The following is a 15,819-nucleotide window of genomic DNA, read 5'->3' on the forward strand; positions in this document are numbered from 1 at the left end:
CACCGGCGATGGTTGCGAAATTCGTCACACAAAACAGAGAGAATTCAGCCTCAGGCCTCAGAATTTTTCGTGACGGCTATTTTCCGGTAGAGGCGGCGGGGATGGCCGATATTTCCGTACTGCATCTCGACACCGATAAAGCCAATTTCTACGCAATATTCCAGATAACGACGGCCTGTCGTTTTGCTGATCCCGACTTCCTCAACGACCTCTTCAACCGACCAGCTGACGTCCGGTTTCGCGGTAAACACGCGCTGAACCAGTTCGAGTGTATTGGGCTCGATCCCTTTGGCTGAAGGGGCTGCCGGTGTATCGCTGGCGGGCAGATTGAACAACTTATCCAGGGCCCGCTGATCGACCACTTTCACATTACGCAGCGTTTGCACCAGTTGCATAAAACGTTCCAGTGAACTTTGCAGCCGGTGGAAAGACACCGGTTTGATAATGTAATCGAACGCGCCGCTGCGCATCGCCTGACTACAGGTTTGCATATCGCTGGCCGCGGTAATGAAAATCACCGAGCAATCGAAGCTTTTCAGTAGCGGACTGTTGATTAAATCCACACCCTGACCGTCCGGCAAATAGTTATCGAGCAGAATCAGCCGTGGTTCATGCAGGCGCAGCAATGAGCGCGCCTGTTCCAGCGTGGCGGCGATGCCCACAACACGCAGATTGAAATTTTGCTCGATAAAATCGCGGTGCAGACCGGCCAGATGCGGCTCGTCTTCCACAATCACGACGTCGAGTGCGCTACTGTTATTCATGGTTCTGTCCTGTTAAAGCGTCAGCCGGATACGGGATAAAGACTGAAAATATCGTACCTTGCGGCGTGTTGTCTGAGATTTCGATGCTGCCGCCGGCCTGACGGACATATCCGGCCACCAGATAAAGTCCGATACCATGTTCTGCGCCGGTCGCGTCATGGTCGCCTGAGGGCTTGCTCGTCACGCCCTGTTCAAACAGACGAGGTTTCAGGTCATCATCCACGCCGCTGCCCTGATCGGCGACTTCAATCAGCAGCTCCTGATTCCTGTCTGAAATATACAGTTCGACTGGCGCAGAAGGCATCAGCGCTTTGAGCGTGGCATCCACAGCGTTATCCAGCAGATTACCGACCACCGACATCAGCTCGGTTTCAGTGATAGCCGCCGGAATGCGGGTGAGCTGGCAGGCGGGATCGAAACTGAGTTCAACGCCTTTTTCGCGTGCACTGACATATTTCCCTAACAGCAAGCCGCAAAGTGCCGGCGAGGTAAATCGCGCCGAAACGAAATCCAGCACTGCCTGCGCGCCTTCCGACTGCGCCTGAATATAGTGCATCGCATCGTCGTAACGCTGCATTTGCAGCAAACCGGCCAGTGTCGCGGTCCAGTTCAGCTGTTCGTGGCGCATGATCCGCAGATTGTCCGCGTAGCGTTTTACCTGACTCAGCTGGCTGCTCAGTGTATTAATGTCATTTTTATCGCGGAAACTGAACACCCAGCCGCTTTCTTTGCCCGGTTCCAGTTCTATCGGGACGCGGTTGACGATCACCTGTCTCTGATTCAGTACCGTAATCTGATCGTGCTGGCTATTATTTTCACTGATACCGCTTTGTGTGAAGAAAGTGGGCGGCGTCTCAAGCACTTCCGCCAGCGGTTTACCCAGCAGTTCATTTTCTGGCTGATGGATATCAAGCAACTCGCGTGCGGCACGGTTGATGGAAATCAGCTGCTTTTGGGCATTGACCGCGAATACGCCTTCGTACATGGCTTCCAGTAACGCTTTTTGCTGGCGAACCAGCAGCGCGATATCTTTGGGTTCCAGCCAGAACATCTGTTTTTTGACGTTGCGGGTAAACATCCACGAAAAAATAAACAGCAGTAATAAAAGAAGCAAACCGTATAAAGCAGCCTGGGCCAGACGATGGCCATTAATATTATCAATATAAGAGGTGAGGTAGCCGACGGAGACAATACCGATAACCCGATTATCCTCATCCAGGATTGGCGCTTTACTGCGCAATGACACACCGATGCCGCCTTGCCGCACAGAAATAATGGTTTTACCCGCCAGCACCCCGGCGTTATCTCCGCCAATCATCGGCAGGTCGATCCGCTCCGGCGATTGTGAATGATAAAGATGCAGCTCACGGGTATCGCCGATGACGATATAACTGGCATCGCTTTTATCGCTTAAAGGCTGGATAAGTCGGGCGATCCCGGCGATATCCCGCGCCTGAACCTTCTGCGCCAGTCCAGGCATCAGCGCGATTTCACTGGCCTGAACGCGTGCGCGCTGGCCGAGGTCGTGATGCAACTGACGATCGATGATATGAAATAAAATAGCGCCCAGCAGTGCCAGCAATAGGCAGGAAAATACCACCAGAGATAAAAAGAGTTTTACCTGAAAAGGCATTCGGAGTTTCATACGGCCTGCAGTAAGATTAATGTAAAGACATACATTGAATAAGCGTACCACGGGTCAGCAGGGGCGGTAATCGGGCAAAGACAGAGTTGTGAACAGGCAATATAAATACCGGTAAATTCACTCAGTGATTACAAGGGTAATAGGGTTTTTTACTACTAATCTGATAATCCTTATAAATCAAATAGCATTAACTCCATAAACACCATAACAACCTTAATCCCTGCGGTTTTAATTTGAACAAACTCACATCCGGCTGACATGCTGTTTTCTTATGCTCAGAACATCAATAAGAAAAGTATTTATAAGAAAGAGGCAATGTCATGAGCACAACCGACGATTCCTACATCGCAGTCAAAGAAAAGAAAACCTCCGGGCTTTCAGCCAGGCAAAAATGGTGGCACATTCTTGATAACTACAAGATAGGCATTATCCCGCTGCCTTTCTTCCTGCTTGCCGGTGTGCTGATCCTGCTCGACTGTCTGAACGGTAAATTACCCAGCGACATTGTGGTGATGGTTGCCACACTGGCCTTCTTTGGTTTTGCCTGTGGCGAATTCGGCAAACGCTTACCCGTCGTCGGCAAACTCGGTGCGGCGGCGATTTGCGCCACCTTTATTCCTTCGGCGATGGTGCATTACGGTTTGCTGCCGGATGTCGTGGTGGATTCCACGGTCAAATTCTATAAATCTACCAATATTCTGTATCTCTACATTTGCTGCATTATCGTCGGCAGCATCATGAGCATGAACCGTCAGGTGCTGATCCAGGGCTTTATGCGCATTTTCGTGCCGATGCTGTGTGGCGAAGTGGTCGGGATGATCGCCGGTATGGCGATGGGCACCGTCTTAGGTTTACCGCCGATGCAAACTTTCTTCTTCCTCATCCTGCCGATCATGGCCGGTGGCGTGGGGGAGGGCGCGATCCCGCTGTCGATGGGGTATGCGACCATTCTGCATATGGAGCAGGGGGTGGCACTGGGACGGATTCTGCCGATCGTGATGCTGGGCGGTCTGACGGCGATTGTGCTGGCGGGTGTGCTAAATCAGCTGGGGAAACGCTACCCGCACCTGACCGGCGAAGGTCAGCTGATGCCGTCGAAAAAAGGTGAACTGGGCAGCGGGACTGACGAGTTCGAAGGGAATCCGGGCGTGAATGCGCTGGCCTGTGGCGCGCTGCTGGCGATCCTGCTTTACATGGTCGGGATGCTCGGCCAGAAATGGATCGGCCTGCCTGCACCGGTCGGCATGTTATTCGCGGCAGTACTGGTAAAACTGGCGAATGGCATTTCACCGACCATTCAGCACGGCTCGATGACGGTATATAAATTCTTCCGCACCGCAGTGACCTATCCGGTGCTGTTCGCGGTGGGCGTGGCGATTACGCCGTGGCAGGAACTGATCAACGCCTTTACCGTACAAAACCTGCTGGTGATCGTGACTACCGTGCTGGCGCTGGTCGGCACCGGTTTCTACGTTGGCAAGAAAATCGGTATGCATCCGATTGATGTGGCGATTGTTTCCTGCTGCCAGAGCGGACAGGGCGGTACCGGTGACGTGGCGATTCTGACTTCCGGTAACCGTATGACGCTGATGCCTTTCGCGCAAATCGCTACCCGCATCGGTGGTGCAATCAACGTATCAGTCGGATTATTTGTGCTGGCGAAATTCTTTTCATAATCCCCGTAACAGCCCCTTTCTCCGAAGGGGCTGGTTTCACTGAGAAAAATCCGCAGTCCAAAAGTGGACGAAAAATAGCCGGATTATTTCACTTTACCTGGTTATTATTTGCGCACTCAGCGACGAGTCACCCGCCCCGAGAGCCGGTTACCACGTAAGGAAGAGCACTATTTTTTAACGAAAGAATCCACGCATGTTCCGTATTAAATCACTTATTTCTGCCTTACTGATTCTTGTCACCGGTTTATTCAGCATCCACTCCTTTGCTTTTGATTTGCCCAAAGAATTTGAGTCTGTGGATACTTATACATTTTTCCACAGCGGCCGTTTTGATGGACAAGGTTCCGCCGTGACTGCGGTAAACAGGGGCAACTCAGAAAATATCAAAAACGCCCTGCTGGCTGAATATCCGCGCTGGAAAGGGACGCATTACCGCTGGGGCGGATCCACGCACAAAGGCGTCGATTGTTCGGCGCTGATGCAACATCTTTTCCGGGATTCCCTGCAAAAAAGTCTGCCGAGAACCACGTTTCAGCAAATCAGGAACGGCAGAAAAGTGAGTAAAAATAACCTGAAACCGGGGGATTTAGTCTTTTTCAAAACGTCGCCTGGCGATCGTCATGTCGGTGTGTATGTCGGGGATCATCAGTTTATTCATGCCTCGAAAATTGAAGGCGTTACGATTTCATCACTGGATAATCAGTACTGGGTCGATCATTACGAAACAGCGCGCCGTCTGGTATTAATCAGCTGATCAGCACAAGCTTTAATAAATAATTCTCTTTTTAATGTTATGAATTTTCAGGATTAAATTCACGATTAATTAATGCTTTATAATCTATTAATTAGAAGCATGTTTTAGTGTTGTATATAATCGCTTTTCATTTTTTGTTTAATACAATATTCCAGGATTAAGATTTTTATGCAATCTGTCATTCATCGCCGTATTACCAGGACGCTCGCGTTAGTTATTTTAGCGGGGGGGTTACTCTCCGGGTGTGATTCAAAAACTGTTGGGGAAAAAGAAGTGAAATTCGTAAATATTGAACAAGTCGTCAATGAGTCAGGTCTTGCCGCCAAACAAAAAACGCATCTCGAAGCGGTCTACAAGAGCCTTCAGGGCACGGCTAAACAAGCGGAAGAACTCTATAAAACAATGACGCCAGAAAAAGCTGCACAGGTTCGTCAGGCTGATACTAAGGCGCTGAATGCTCAATGGCAGGTGCAGATGCAAGCGGCACGTCAGGTTGTTGCCGATCAGGTTAAAAAGACTGCGGAACAATACCGTATTGCACATAAAATTGGCGCGATTCTCCCTGCCCAAACCACAGTGAGTTATTCGAAAGATTTAGATATTAGTGCTGATCTGGCGGCTCAGTTGAAAACTGAAAAAGTGACTTTTGGTGAAATGCCAACATTAACAACGAAAGTGCCAGCACAGCCAGCGGCTAAAAAACCGGAAGCCAAAAAATAATTCCGTTGTTTTTGCAGTCTCTGTGTTCTTTACCCTTTCCTCAGAGTCTGAATTAACGTTTTAATTTCTTAGCATTAATTCAGACTCTGATCTTTAGGGTGCTACTTATCTGACGAAGCCTGCCACAGATTTAATTCGCCATCTGCCACATGTTTATCAATCGCTGCAAGTTCTTCTGCGGTGAAACGCAGATTGTCCAGCGCCCTGACGTTTTCATCCAGTTGTTCAGGACGGCTGGCGCCAATCAGCACTGACGTCACGCGGTTGTCTTTCAGCAGCCAGCTCAGCGCCATCTGCGCCATCGTCTGCCCGCGCTGTTGCGCCATTTCATTGAGCAACCGCAGGCTGTTCAAGTTTTCCTCTGACAGCATTTTGGCATTCAGCCCGCGCACTTTATTCCCTTCCACCTGCATCCGCGAACCCTCCGGAATACCGTTGAGGTATTTGCCGGTCAGCAGCCCCTGTGCCAGCGGTGTAAAGGCAATGCAGCCCGCGCCGTTTTGTTCCAGCGTATCCAGCAAACCGCTCTTATCGACCCAGCGGTTCAGCAGATTGTAAGAAGGCTGATGGATAAGCAGCGGCACTTTCAGCTCGCGCAACAGTGCAGCCATTTTCTGCGTACGTTCCGGCGAATAAGACGAAATCCCGACATACAACGCTTTGCCACTTTGCACGGCGTAAGCCAGCGCTGCTGCAGTTTCTTCCATCGGCGTTTCCTCATCCACGCGATGAGAATAGAAGATATCAATGTAATCCAGCCCCATACGTTGCAGGCTTTGATCAAGGCTTGCCAGCAGATATTTGCGTGAACCGCCGGAGCCGTACGGGCCTGGCCACATGTCATAACCGGCTTTGGTCGAGATGATCAGCTCATCGCGGTACGGGGCGAAATCCTGCTTCAGCAATCTGCCAAAATTCTCTTCGGCTGAACCCGGAGGCGGGCCGTAGTTATTCGCCAGATCAAAATGAGTGATGCCTAAATCAAAAGCTTTATGCAGTAATGCGCGCTGAGATTCCAGCTGGCTGACATGGCCGAAGCTGTGCCAGAGGCCAAGAGACAGAGCAGGGAGTTTTAAACCGCTCTGACCGCAGCGGCGGAATTGCATGGTTTCATAGCGGGAGGGTAAGGCCGTGTAAGGCATGATGTTTCCTTCTTTGTTTCCTCGTCATATTTCAAGCTGCAGGTGCGTTGGCTGCGCTTACTCACTCTGGTCACATAGTTATCTATGCTCCCAGCATGAGCAAGCTTGCCGCCTGCCTGCAACTCGAACTATTTAGAGGAAGTAGGGTTATTTTTGAAACACTGTTTTTATTGTAACCCTTGAAGAAATAACGGCAACATCAGAAATCCCAGTCCTCGTCTTCGGTGTTGACGGCTTTACCGATCACATACGACGATCCGGATCCTGAGAAGAAGTCGTGGTTTTCGTCGGCGTTTGGCGATAATGCGGAAAGGATCGCCGGATTCACATCGGCCATGCTGGCCGGGAACAGGGCTTCGTAGCCGAGATTCATCAGCGCTTTGTTGGCGTTGTAATGCAGGAATTTCTTCACGTCTTCGCTCCAGCCTACGCCGTCGTACAGTTCTTCGGTGTAGCGGATCTCGTTGTCGTATAAGTCCTGAATCAGATCAAACGCCTGCTCCTTGATCTGACGCTGGCGCTCTTCGCTTTCCAGTGCCAGTGCTTTCTGGAATTTATAGCCGATGTAGTAACCGTGAACCGCCTCATCGCGAATGATCAGGCGGATCAGATCAGCAGTGTTGGTCAGCTTGGCGCGGCTCGACCAGTACATCGGCAGATAGAAGCCGGAATAGAACAGGAACGATTCGAGGAACACGCTGGCGACTTTCTTCATCAGCGGATCTTCGCCGTCGTAATACGACAAAATGATCGCCGCTTTATTTTGCAGCGCGACGTTTTCCTCGCTCCAGCGGTAGGCTTCGTCGACATCAACGGTGGCACACAGCGTCGAGAAAATCGAGCTGTAAGAACGCGCATGCACCGCTTCCATAAAGCAGATATTCGAGTAAACCGCTTCTTCGTGTGGCGTCACCGCGTCTTTCATCAGCGTCGGCGCGCCGACCACGTTTTGCACGGTGTCGAGCAGCGTCAGGCCGGTAAACACGCGGATCGTCAGCTGTTTCTCCTGCGCACTCAGCGTCGCCCACGACGGAATATCGTTCGACAACGGCACCTTTTCAGGCAGCCAGAAATTCGACGTCAGACGGTTCCACACTTCCAGATCTTTATCGTCCTGGATTTTGTTCCAGTTGATGGCTTTGCTGACCGGTTGCGGTACTAACAATTGTTTTACTGCGCTCATCTTTTAAGTCCTTTCAATCGGTTACAGCGTGCAGGAAACGCAGCCCTGAACTTCGGTGCCTTCCAGCGCCATCTGGCGCAGACGGATGTAATAAATGGTTTTGATGCCTTTGCGCCAGGCGTAAATCTGCGCTTTGTTAATGTCGCGCGTGGAGGCGGTATCGCGGAAGAACAACGTTAAAGACAACCCCTGATCGACGTGCTGCGTGGCTTCGGCATAGGTATCAATGATTTTTTCCGGACCGATTTCGTAGGCATCCTGGTAGTAATCCAGATTGTCATTGGTCATAAACGCCGCCGGATAATAGACACGACCAATCTTGCCCTCTTTGCGGATTTCCACGCGGGACACAATCGGGTGAATACTCGACGTCGAATTATTAATGTAAGAAATAGAACCGGTCGGCGGCACTGCCTGCAAATTCTGGTTATACAGACCATGTTGCATTACGGAATCTTTCAGCGCGGCCCAGTTTGCGGTGGTCGGAATAGCAATCCCGGCGTCAGCAAACAGTTCCCGCACACGGTCGGTTTTCGGCTGCCATTTCGCCGCCAGTGCGTCATCGACATATTTGTCAAAATACGCGCCGCTGGCGTAGGTGGAATCTTTGAAACCTTTAAACGACTGCTGGCGCTCGATGGCGATCTGATTCGATGCGCGGATCGCATGGTAAGCCACGGTGCAGAAATAGATGTTGGTGAAGTCCAGACCTTCTGCCGAGCCGTAGTAAATACGTTCGCGGCACAGATAACCGTGCAGATTCATCTGGCCGAGACCGATGGCGTGCGAATCCTGATTCCCCTGATCGATAGACGGCACCGAACGGATGTGGCTCATGTCAGAGACGGCCGTGAGCGCGCGAACCGCCATTTCCACGGTATTGCCGAAATCCGGTGAATCCATCGCCGAGGCGATATTCAGGGAGCCGAGGTTACAGGAAATGTCTTTGCCAATTTCCTGATACGAGAGGTCTTCGCCGTAGATCGTCGGCGAATTCACCTGCAAAATCTCCGAACACAGGTTGCTCATATTGATGCGCCCTTTGATCGGGTTGGCGCGGTTGACCGTATCTTCAAACATCATGTACGGATAGCCGGATTCGAACTGAATCTCTGCCAGCACCTGGAAGAATTCACGGGCGTTGATTTTGCTTTTGTGGATGCGTTTGTCATTCACCATCTCGCGGTACTTCTCGCTGATGCTGATTTCAGACATCGGCACGCCGTACACCTTCTCGACGTGATACGGCGAGAACAGGTACATATCTTCGTTGTTCTTCGCCAGTTCGAAGGTGATGTCCGGAATGACCACACCGAGCGACAGCGTTTTAATACGGATTTTTTCGTCGGCGTTTTCGCGTTTGGTGTCGAGGAAACGCAGAATATCCGGGTGATGGGCGTTCAGATATACCGCGCCCGCACCCTGACGCGCACCGAGCTGATTGGCGTAAGAGAAGGCATCTTCCAGCATCTTCATGATTGGAATGACGCCGGAAGACTGGTTTTCGATGCGCTTAATCGGCGCGCCTACTTCGCGGATATTGGTCAGCATAAACGCCACGCCGCCGCCACGTTTGGAGAGCTGTAACGCCGAATTCACCGAACGTCCGATGGATTCCATGTTGTCTTCAATGCGCAACAGGAAGCACGATACCAGTTCGCCGCGCTGTTTTTTTCCGCAGTTGAGGAATGTCGGCGTAGCCGGCTGGAAGCGGCCGGAAATAATCTCATCGACAAAATGGCGGGCGAGCTGAATATCGCCGCGTGCAAGTGTCATCGCCACCATGCACACGCGATCTTCATAACGCTCAAGGTAGCGTTTGCCGTCGAAAGTTTTCAGCGTGTAACTGGTGTAATACTTGAATGCACCCAGGAAAGTCTGGAAGCGGAATTTTTTGGCGTATGCCCGTTTGAATAACCCTTTAATATCGTCAAAAGCGTACTGATCCAGCACGTCGGCTTCGTAATAGCCTTCTTCCACCAGATAACGCAGTTTCTCCGCCAGATTATGGAAAAATACCGTGTTCTGATTGACGTGTTGCAGGAAGTATTGGCGCGCGGCCAGCCGGTCTTTATCAAACTGGATCTGGCCGTTAGCATCGAACAGATTCAGCATCGCGTTAAGCGCGTGATAGTCCGGGCTGCTGGTACCGGGGTCGGTGATTGCTAGTTCTGTCGCTGCCAAAATTCTGTTACTCCCTGTCTGACCTTTGCAACGTCTTCCGGCGTTCCCAGCAACTCAAAGCGGTACAGGTAAGGAACCTGACACTTCTGGGAAATAATATCGCCGGCAATGCAATACGCTGCGCCGAAGTTGGTGTTGCCGGCCGCGATAACGCCGCGGATGAGCGAACGGTTATGTTCATCGTTCAGAAAACGGATCACCTGGGTCGGCACCGCGCCTTTGGCCGATCCGCCGCCGTAGCTCGGCACCACCAAAATGTACGGTAAGTCCACGCGCAATTTTTCAGGCTGACGATCTGTCGGGATGCGGATCGCCGGCAATCCCGTTCTGCCGACGAAGCGATGGGTGTTTTCTGAACTGCTGGAAAAATAGACCAACGGATTCATCCGCAGGCCCTCAGTATGCGTTCTGAAGCTGGCGCAGGGCGCTGATTTTGTCCGGACGGAAACCAGACCAGTGGTCGTCACCGGCCACAATCACCGGAACCTGCTGATAACCCATCGCACGAACCTGCCCGAGAGCCTGCTCATCCTGAGTCAAATCCACAACTTCGTAAGCGATGCCTTGTTTATCGAATGCACGGTAAGTCGCGTTGCACTGGACACAGTCTGGTTTACTGTAAATAATAATGCTCATGATTCGTATTTCCATCTGGTAAGAAATCAGAGACAATTTTTGCCTGCCCGCTGTGCGGCTGTTTCAGCCGGGGGAAAGGCGCGAGAGTCGGTGCCATCTTGGCGTTCCGATGGAATGAATACTAGATGTGGTGATTTAAATTTTCAACCACACAATATGTAGATTTTCTATATTTGCTTATTGCTAAATCGGCAAAGCCCGCAGGAAGCGGGCTGGAGAGGAAAAACTTTTTTAGTTCAATTTTTAAGCGGTCAGATTACTGGCGCATACCCACGGCGAGACGGTTAAACGCATTCATCAGACCGATAGCGAAGGTCAGTTCCGAGATTTCCACATCGCTGAATTGCGCTTTCAGCGGTTCAAAGGCGTCATCCGGTGCGCCGGTGGCGGCAATCAGAGTGAGTGATTCAGCCCAGGCCAGCGCCGCGCGTTCACGCTCTGAATACGCATGACTGACCTGCCAGCCCGCCAGCTGATCCAGTTTGGTCTGTGCGACATCCATTTTGCGCAACGCTTTAGAGTGCATATCCAGGCAATAGGCGCAGCCGTTAATTTGCGAAACACGCAGGAATGCCAGCTCGATAATCACGTTATCCAGCGGACCGTTTTCCAGCGCGCTGAGCGCCGCTTTCATCGGTTCCATCACCGAAGAAGACAGGGAATAGTAAGGCAGGCGAAGTGCAGTCATGATGATTTCCTCTGGGATTTATGGGAGTAAACAGTGACGCACCGTGCGTCTCAATGACCGCTACTTTACGCCTCGCATGGTCTATACTACAGGGCCATAAAATACATATTTAAACAGGTCATGATGCGCGGCTTCAGTCTTTCCTTTCAGCTCGATCCCCGGCACAAAGCACCGCTTTACCGCCAGATATATCAGCGGATTAAACAGGCGATCATGGCAGGGCAGCTTAAACGCGACAGCCGGGTGCCTTCGGTGCGGGCGCTGGCCAGTGAACTTGGCGTCGCACGTGCCACGGTGGAAAATGCCTATGGCCTGCTGATGGCGGAAGGATTTCTGCAAAGTCGCGGACAGGCCGGAACCGTGGTTAGCGCACCGGAGAGTTTATCCGCACCCTCGCCAACACCGGTCAGAAAAGACGCCGTACGTAAGCCCATCAACCCGATGCTGCCTTCTGTTTCTTCCCTTCCTTTTCAGCTCGGGCTTCCGGCGCTGGATGCGTTCCCGCGTGCTATCTGGTCGCGCATTGTCTCAAGGCAAATCCGTCACACCAGCATGAATGATTTAGGCCATCCGCCGCTGGCGGGTACGGATGCTTTACGCCACGCCATTGCCCGCTATCTGCAACTTTCCCGCGGATTTACCTGCCGCCCGGAACAGATATTTATCTGCGGAGGCTATGCGCCGGTGCTGGATTTGATCATCGGCAGTCTGCTGCAACCGGGCGACGGCGTCTGGCTGGAAGACCCGGGTTATCCGGTCACGCAGGCGTTTTTCCGCGCGGCAGGGGCGGTTGCTATGGCAGTGAACGTTGATGATGAGGGCATGAATGTGCCGCAGGCAGTGGCGCATTTTCCTCATGCTCGTTTTGCCGTGGTGACGCCCGCCCACCAAAGCCCGACTGGCGTGACCATGAGTTTAGCGCGGCGCATGGCGCTGCTCGGCTGGGCGGCGAAACAGCAGGCATGGATTATCGAAGATGATTACGACAGCGAGTTCCGTTATCACGGGCAGCCGCTGCCTTCTCTGAAAAGCCTGGATACACAGGGAAGGGTGATTTACGCCGGAACATTCAGCAAAGTGATGTTTCCGGCGCTACGCTGCGGCTACGTGGTGGTGCCTGAAAGTCTGGTTGAAAAAATCGAGGCGTATTGCCCGCTGCGAATTTGCGGCACGCCGCCTTTGGTGCAAAGCAGCATTGCGGAATTCATCGAACAGGGGCATTTCTACCGGCATCTGAAACGGATGCGCCAGCTTTATGCCGAACGCCGTGGTTATCTCGAACAGGCGCTGACGGCGCAGTTTCCGGCCGGGGTGTTACGCGTGAATCAGCAGGTCGGCGGGATCCAGTTATCCGCCAGCCTGAATACCCGTCTGGATGATGCGCTGATCGCCAAAAATGCCCGTGAACAGGGGCTGGCGGTGCAGGCGCTGTCCGACTGGCAGGTTGAGCGGCGTGAGCGTGGCGAAGCGTTACGCCCGAACGGTTTGCTGATGGGGTTTCCTAATATCAGCTCACAGGAGCAGGCGGACGCACTTGTTCAGCGGCTGGCGCAGGTGATGGCGGGTAGCTGCTGATCAATGCGGCATCCGTCTGGCGACGAGCGTGAATTTATAATCATCTGTGCGGAAGGTATTGCGGCTGAATTCAAATACCGTGCCGTCCGCCAGAAATCCTTTCGAGATCTTCTGCAAAATCGGCTGATCCGCCGCTACACCCAGCAGCGACACCATCTCTTTGGTCGGCATCAATGGAATAATTTCCTGCTCGCTGCGGTCAATCACCAGATGTTTGACGTTCTCCATCCAGGCATATTTCGACCCTTGCATCACTTCGTAGGTCAGATCAGGAAACAGATCCAGCGGCATCCAGGTTTCTTCCAGTGTGACGGGCTTGCTGACAATAAAGCGTAACCGTTTGATGTAATACACCCGAGCCTGTTCAGATAATGCCAGCGCTTCGGCGATACCGATCGGCGGCTTCACCACGGAGAATGCCAGCACTTCGCTGTGGGACGGCATATCCAGAGGCTGTAACTTCTCATCAAAGCTGGTCAGCTGATAAATATCGTAATTGACCTTTGCTTCCTTCACGTAAGTTCCACTGCCCTGAATGCTTTCCAGCACATCCTGTTCAACCAGCAGCTTAATCGCTTGCCGTACCGTCACCCGGCTGACGCCAAACTGCTCACGCAGTCGCAATTCCGTTGGCAGGGCGTCGCCTGATTTGATTTCTCCGCGCTGGATTTGATCGCGGATCTGCGCAGCGATCTGGCGGTAAAGTGGCTGATTACTCACGTTTCAGGTTCCTTTAGAGCAGTTTGGGAAGAGTGTAGCAGTTCGTCCGTCCCGGCAAAAACAATACAACTGAACGAAAAATCTTCTATCTGGATCACATTCAGTCCATGTCTCTTTGTTGTTTAATACAAATACAAATACAATACAACAATAATACAAATATTGATTTTTCATCGATTCAGACAGGACAACTTTATGGATCTGACATTACTGACCTCACCCGAACTGATACATCTCAACACCACTTTTTCCAGCCGCGAACAGGCGATCGCTTTTCTTGTTCAGCGGCTTGATCAGCAGGGGATCCTTAATCATGCGCAGGATTTCCTGCATGCAGTTTCTGAACGCGAAGCTGAAGGCCCGACAGCGCTGGGCGAAGGGCTGGCCGTTCCGCACGGTAAATCTGCCAGTGTGAAGCGCGCCGCTTTTGCGCTGGCGACACTCGGGCAACCGCTGCTCTGGCAGGGTGTGGATGGCGATGAGCCGGTGAATATGATCTTCCTGCTGGCGATCCCTGAAGCCGAAGCGGGATCGACTCATATGCAGTTACTGACGGAGCTGACTACACGGCTGGTGGATGATGAAACCCGTGCTGCGTTGCTGGCGTCGCGCGATGCGCAGGAGGTTCTGGCATTGCTGCGGGAAGAGTCTGCGCCGGAAACTCAGGAGCCACAGGCTTTGCCTGAAGATACCCCGCTGGTGGTCTGCGTGACCGCCTGTCCGGCAGGCATCGCCCACACTTATATGGCGGCTGAATATCTGGAAAAGGCGGCTAAAAAATTGGGTATTCGGGTACATGTTGAAAAGCAGGGCGCCAACGGCATTGAGGATCCGATCACTGCAGCTCAGTGTGATCGCGCCGTGGCCTGTGTGTTCGCCGCCGAAGTGGCAGTCAAAGACAGTCAGCGTTTCAACGGCATCCCGTGCATTCAGGTACCGGTGGCAGAACCGATCCGCCATGCTGAAGCAGTACTGCAACAGGCACTGGCGATGCAGCGTAAACCCGGCGAAACCCTGGATTCTGCGCTGGTTAAGCCGCCGAAAAACAGCGTGAAGGCAGATTTAAAGCAGGCGTTGCTGAGCGGGATTTCCTTTGCCGTACCGCTGATCGTGGCCGGGGGCTCGGTGCTGGCGGTGACTGTGCTGATCGCGCAACTGTTTGGCTGGCAGGAACTTTACGCGCAAAAAGAGTCGTGGCTGTGGATGTACCGCCAGCTTGGCGGCGGGATGTTGGGCATTCTGATGGTGCCGGTATTGTCGGCTTACACGGCGTATTCGCTGGCGGATAAACCGGCGCTGACGCCGGGCTTTGCTGCCGGGCTGTGCGCCAACATGATCGGTGCAGGGTTTCTGGGTGGTGTGGCGGGCGGACTGATTGCCGGTTACGTCATGCGCTGGGTGAAAAAACACGTCCGACTGAGTGCCAGTTTCAACGGCTTCCTGATGTTTTATCTTTATCCCGTACTCGGCACGCTGGTTACCGGCAGCATCATGCTTTTTGTGATTGGTGAACCCGTCGCATGGCTCAACAGCAGCCTGACCGCATGGCTGAACGGATTATCCGGCAGTAACGCGATTGTGCTTGGTGCGCTGATTGCCTTCATGTGCTCCTTTGATCTGGGCGGGCCGATCAACAAAGCGGCCTACGCTTTTTGTCTTGGTGCGATGGCAAACGGCGTTTACGGTCCGTACGCCATATTCGGTGCCACCAAAATGGTTTCGGCTTTCACCGTGACCGCGTCAACCCTGCTCGCGCCTCACCTGTTCAAATCCTTTGAAGTCGAAACCGGAAAATCTACCTGGCTGCTCGGTCTGGCAGGGATCACCGAAGGGGCGATCCCGATGGCGATTGAAGATCCGCTGCGCGTTATCGGCTCCTTCCTGACCGGATCGGTCGTCACTGGTGCGATCGTCGGTGCGGCAGGGATCGGCCTTTCCACGCCGGGTGCGGGCATTTTCTCCATGTTTCTGCTGCACGACGGCGGTTTAGGCGGCTGGCAGGCGGCGGCTGTCTGGCTGGGCGCGGCGCTGGCGGGCACGGTGATTTCCACGGCGGTTTTGCTGAGCTGGCGGGGCTACGCCGTACGCCGCGGGCAGTTCTCCGGTGACACGCCTTCTTCTTAAACACCCCC

The 15,819-nt window shown here is 52.8% G+C and carries 14 protein-coding genes; 5 read left to right on the plus strand and 9 right to left on the minus strand.

Translation table 11 applies throughout. From position 1 onward, the window contains the following. Nucleotides 1-50: 50 nt before the first annotated feature. Nucleotides 51-764: a response regulator gene (locus tag J1778_RS01535; protein WP_217171689.1), complete on the minus strand. Its 714-nt coding sequence runs from the start codon at nt 762-764 to the stop codon at nt 51-53. Continuing rightward, nucleotides 757-2,409 carry an ATP-binding protein gene (locus tag J1778_RS01540; RefSeq protein WP_217171690.1) on the minus strand — a complete coding sequence of 551 codons (1,653 nt, stop codon included), beginning with the start codon at nt 2,407-2,409 and terminating at the stop codon, nt 757-759. Before J1778_RS01540 ends, J1778_RS01535 begins: the two co-directional genes overlap by 8 nt. A 320-nt stretch (nt 2,410-2,729) precedes the next feature. Between J1778_RS01540 and J1778_RS01545 the strand changes: the two genes are divergently transcribed. From J1778_RS01545 to J1778_RS01555, 3 genes are all read left to right on the plus strand, one after another. After that, nucleotides 2,730-4,085, plus strand: a complete 1,356-nt coding sequence (locus J1778_RS01545) for a 2-hydroxycarboxylate transporter family protein (protein WP_217171691.1) — start codon at nt 2,730-2,732, stop codon at nt 4,083-4,085. Between the two features lie 193 nt (nt 4,086-4,278). Beyond that, nucleotides 4,279-4,839 (plus strand): NlpC/P60 family protein, encoded by a 561-nt coding sequence (locus J1778_RS01550; protein WP_217171692.1) that lies wholly within the window; start codon nt 4,279-4,281, stop codon nt 4,837-4,839. Nucleotides 4,840-5,007: 168 nt separating this feature from the next. Next, the gene (locus J1778_RS01555) at nt 5,008-5,559 is read left to right on the plus strand and encodes an OmpH family outer membrane protein (RefSeq protein ID WP_217171693.1); all 552 of its coding nucleotides are present in this window, start codon (nt 5,008-5,010) and stop codon (nt 5,557-5,559) included. Nucleotides 5,560-5,660: 101 nt separating this feature from the next. Here the strand turns inward: J1778_RS01555 and mgrA are convergent, their stop codons facing one another. The 6 genes from mgrA to J1778_RS01585 all read right to left on the minus strand — a co-directional run bounded on the left by mgrA (nt 5,661) and on the right by J1778_RS01585 (nt 11,392). Continuing rightward, the gene (gene mgrA / locus J1778_RS01560) at nt 5,661-6,701 is read right to left on the minus strand and encodes an L-glyceraldehyde 3-phosphate reductase (protein ID WP_217171694.1); all 1,041 of its coding nucleotides are present in this window, start codon (nt 6,699-6,701) and stop codon (nt 5,661-5,663) included. Between the two features lie 199 nt (nt 6,702-6,900). After that, nucleotides 6,901-7,884: a class 1b ribonucleoside-diphosphate reductase subunit beta gene (gene nrdF / locus J1778_RS01565; protein ID WP_095923393.1), complete on the minus strand. Its 984-nt coding sequence runs from the start codon at nt 7,882-7,884 to the stop codon at nt 6,901-6,903. A gap of 21 nt (nt 7,885-7,905) precedes the next feature. Beyond that, nucleotides 7,906-10,068, minus strand: a complete 2,163-nt coding sequence (gene nrdE, locus J1778_RS01570; protein WP_217171695.1) for a class 1b ribonucleoside-diphosphate reductase subunit alpha — start codon at nt 10,066-10,068, stop codon at nt 7,906-7,908. Continuing rightward, a complete protein-coding gene (nrdI, locus tag J1778_RS01575) occupies nt 10,050-10,454 on the minus strand; it encodes a class Ib ribonucleoside-diphosphate reductase assembly flavoprotein NrdI (RefSeq protein WP_131694190.1) in 405 nt (134 codons plus the stop codon). Before nrdI ends, nrdE begins: the two co-directional genes overlap by 19 nt. Nucleotides 10,455-10,464: 10 nt before the next feature. After that, nucleotides 10,465-10,704 (minus strand): glutaredoxin-like protein NrdH, encoded by a 240-nt coding sequence (gene nrdH, locus J1778_RS01580; protein ID WP_217171696.1) that lies wholly within the window; start codon nt 10,702-10,704, stop codon nt 10,465-10,467. Nucleotides 10,705-10,960: 256 nt separating this feature from the next. Continuing rightward, nucleotides 10,961-11,392: a carboxymuconolactone decarboxylase family protein gene (locus tag J1778_RS01585; protein WP_217171697.1), complete on the minus strand. Its 432-nt coding sequence runs from the start codon at nt 11,390-11,392 to the stop codon at nt 10,961-10,963. 123 nt (nt 11,393-11,515) lie between these two features. On the opposite strand from J1778_RS01585, the gene pdxR reads away from it, so the two are divergent. Next, nucleotides 11,516-12,967, plus strand: a complete 1,452-nt coding sequence (gene pdxR, locus J1778_RS01590) for a MocR-like pyridoxine biosynthesis transcription factor PdxR (RefSeq protein WP_217171698.1) — start codon at nt 11,516-11,518, stop codon at nt 12,965-12,967. On the opposite strand, the gene J1778_RS01595 is transcribed toward pdxR, so the two are convergent. Next, nucleotides 12,968-13,687 carry a GntR family transcriptional regulator gene (locus tag J1778_RS01595; RefSeq protein ID WP_217171699.1) on the minus strand — a complete coding sequence of 240 codons (720 nt, stop codon included), beginning with the start codon at nt 13,685-13,687 and terminating at the stop codon, nt 12,968-12,970. 195 nt (nt 13,688-13,882) lie between these two features. Here J1778_RS01595 and mngA point away from each other — a divergent pair, with 195 nt between their 5' ends. Then, a complete protein-coding gene (gene mngA / locus J1778_RS01600; RefSeq protein ID WP_217171700.1) occupies nt 13,883-15,811 on the plus strand; it encodes a PTS 2-O-a-mannosyl-D-glycerate transporter subunit IIABC in 1,929 nt (642 codons plus the stop codon). The last annotated feature ends 8 nt before the right edge of the window (nt 15,812-15,819 follow it).

Source organism: Rahnella bonaserana (assembly GCF_019049675.1).
Taxonomy (GTDB): domain Bacteria; phylum Pseudomonadota; class Gammaproteobacteria; order Enterobacterales; family Enterobacteriaceae; genus Rahnella; species Rahnella bonaserana.

What these genes read in the sequence shown, in the direction of transcription:
- J1778_RS01535 (WP_217171689.1), bottom strand. Translation starts at nt 764, where the DNA reads ATGAATAACAGTAGCGCACTCGACGTCGTGATTGTGGAAGACGAGCCG.
- J1778_RS01540 (WP_217171690.1), bottom strand. Translation starts at nt 2,409, where the DNA reads ATGAAACTCCGAATGCCTTTTCAGGTAAAACTCTTTTTATCTCTGGTG.
- J1778_RS01545 (WP_217171691.1), top strand. Translation starts at nt 2,730, where the DNA reads ATGAGCACAACCGACGATTCCTACATCGCAGTCAAAGAAAAGAAAACC.
- J1778_RS01550 (WP_217171692.1), top strand. Translation starts at nt 4,279, where the DNA reads ATGTTCCGTATTAAATCACTTATTTCTGCCTTACTGATTCTTGTCACC.
- J1778_RS01555 (WP_217171693.1), top strand. Translation starts at nt 5,008, where the DNA reads ATGCAATCTGTCATTCATCGCCGTATTACCAGGACGCTCGCGTTAGTT.
- mgrA (WP_217171694.1), bottom strand. Translation starts at nt 6,701, where the DNA reads ATGCCTTACACGGCCTTACCCTCCCGCTATGAAACCATGCAATTCCGC.
- nrdF (WP_095923393.1), bottom strand. Translation starts at nt 7,884, where the DNA reads ATGAGCGCAGTAAAACAATTGTTAGTACCGCAACCGGTCAGCAAAGCC.
- nrdI (WP_131694190.1), bottom strand. Translation starts at nt 10,454, where the DNA reads ATGAATCCGTTGGTCTATTTTTCCAGCAGTTCAGAAAACACCCATCGC.
- nrdH (WP_217171696.1), bottom strand. Translation starts at nt 10,704, where the DNA reads ATGAGCATTATTATTTACAGTAAACCAGACTGTGTCCAGTGCAACGCG.
- J1778_RS01585 (WP_217171697.1), bottom strand. Translation starts at nt 11,392, where the DNA reads ATGACTGCACTTCGCCTGCCTTACTATTCCCTGTCTTCTTCGGTGATG.
- pdxR (WP_217171698.1), top strand. Translation starts at nt 11,516, where the DNA reads ATGCGCGGCTTCAGTCTTTCCTTTCAGCTCGATCCCCGGCACAAAGCA.
- mngA (WP_217171700.1), top strand. Translation starts at nt 13,883, where the DNA reads ATGGATCTGACATTACTGACCTCACCCGAACTGATACATCTCAACACC.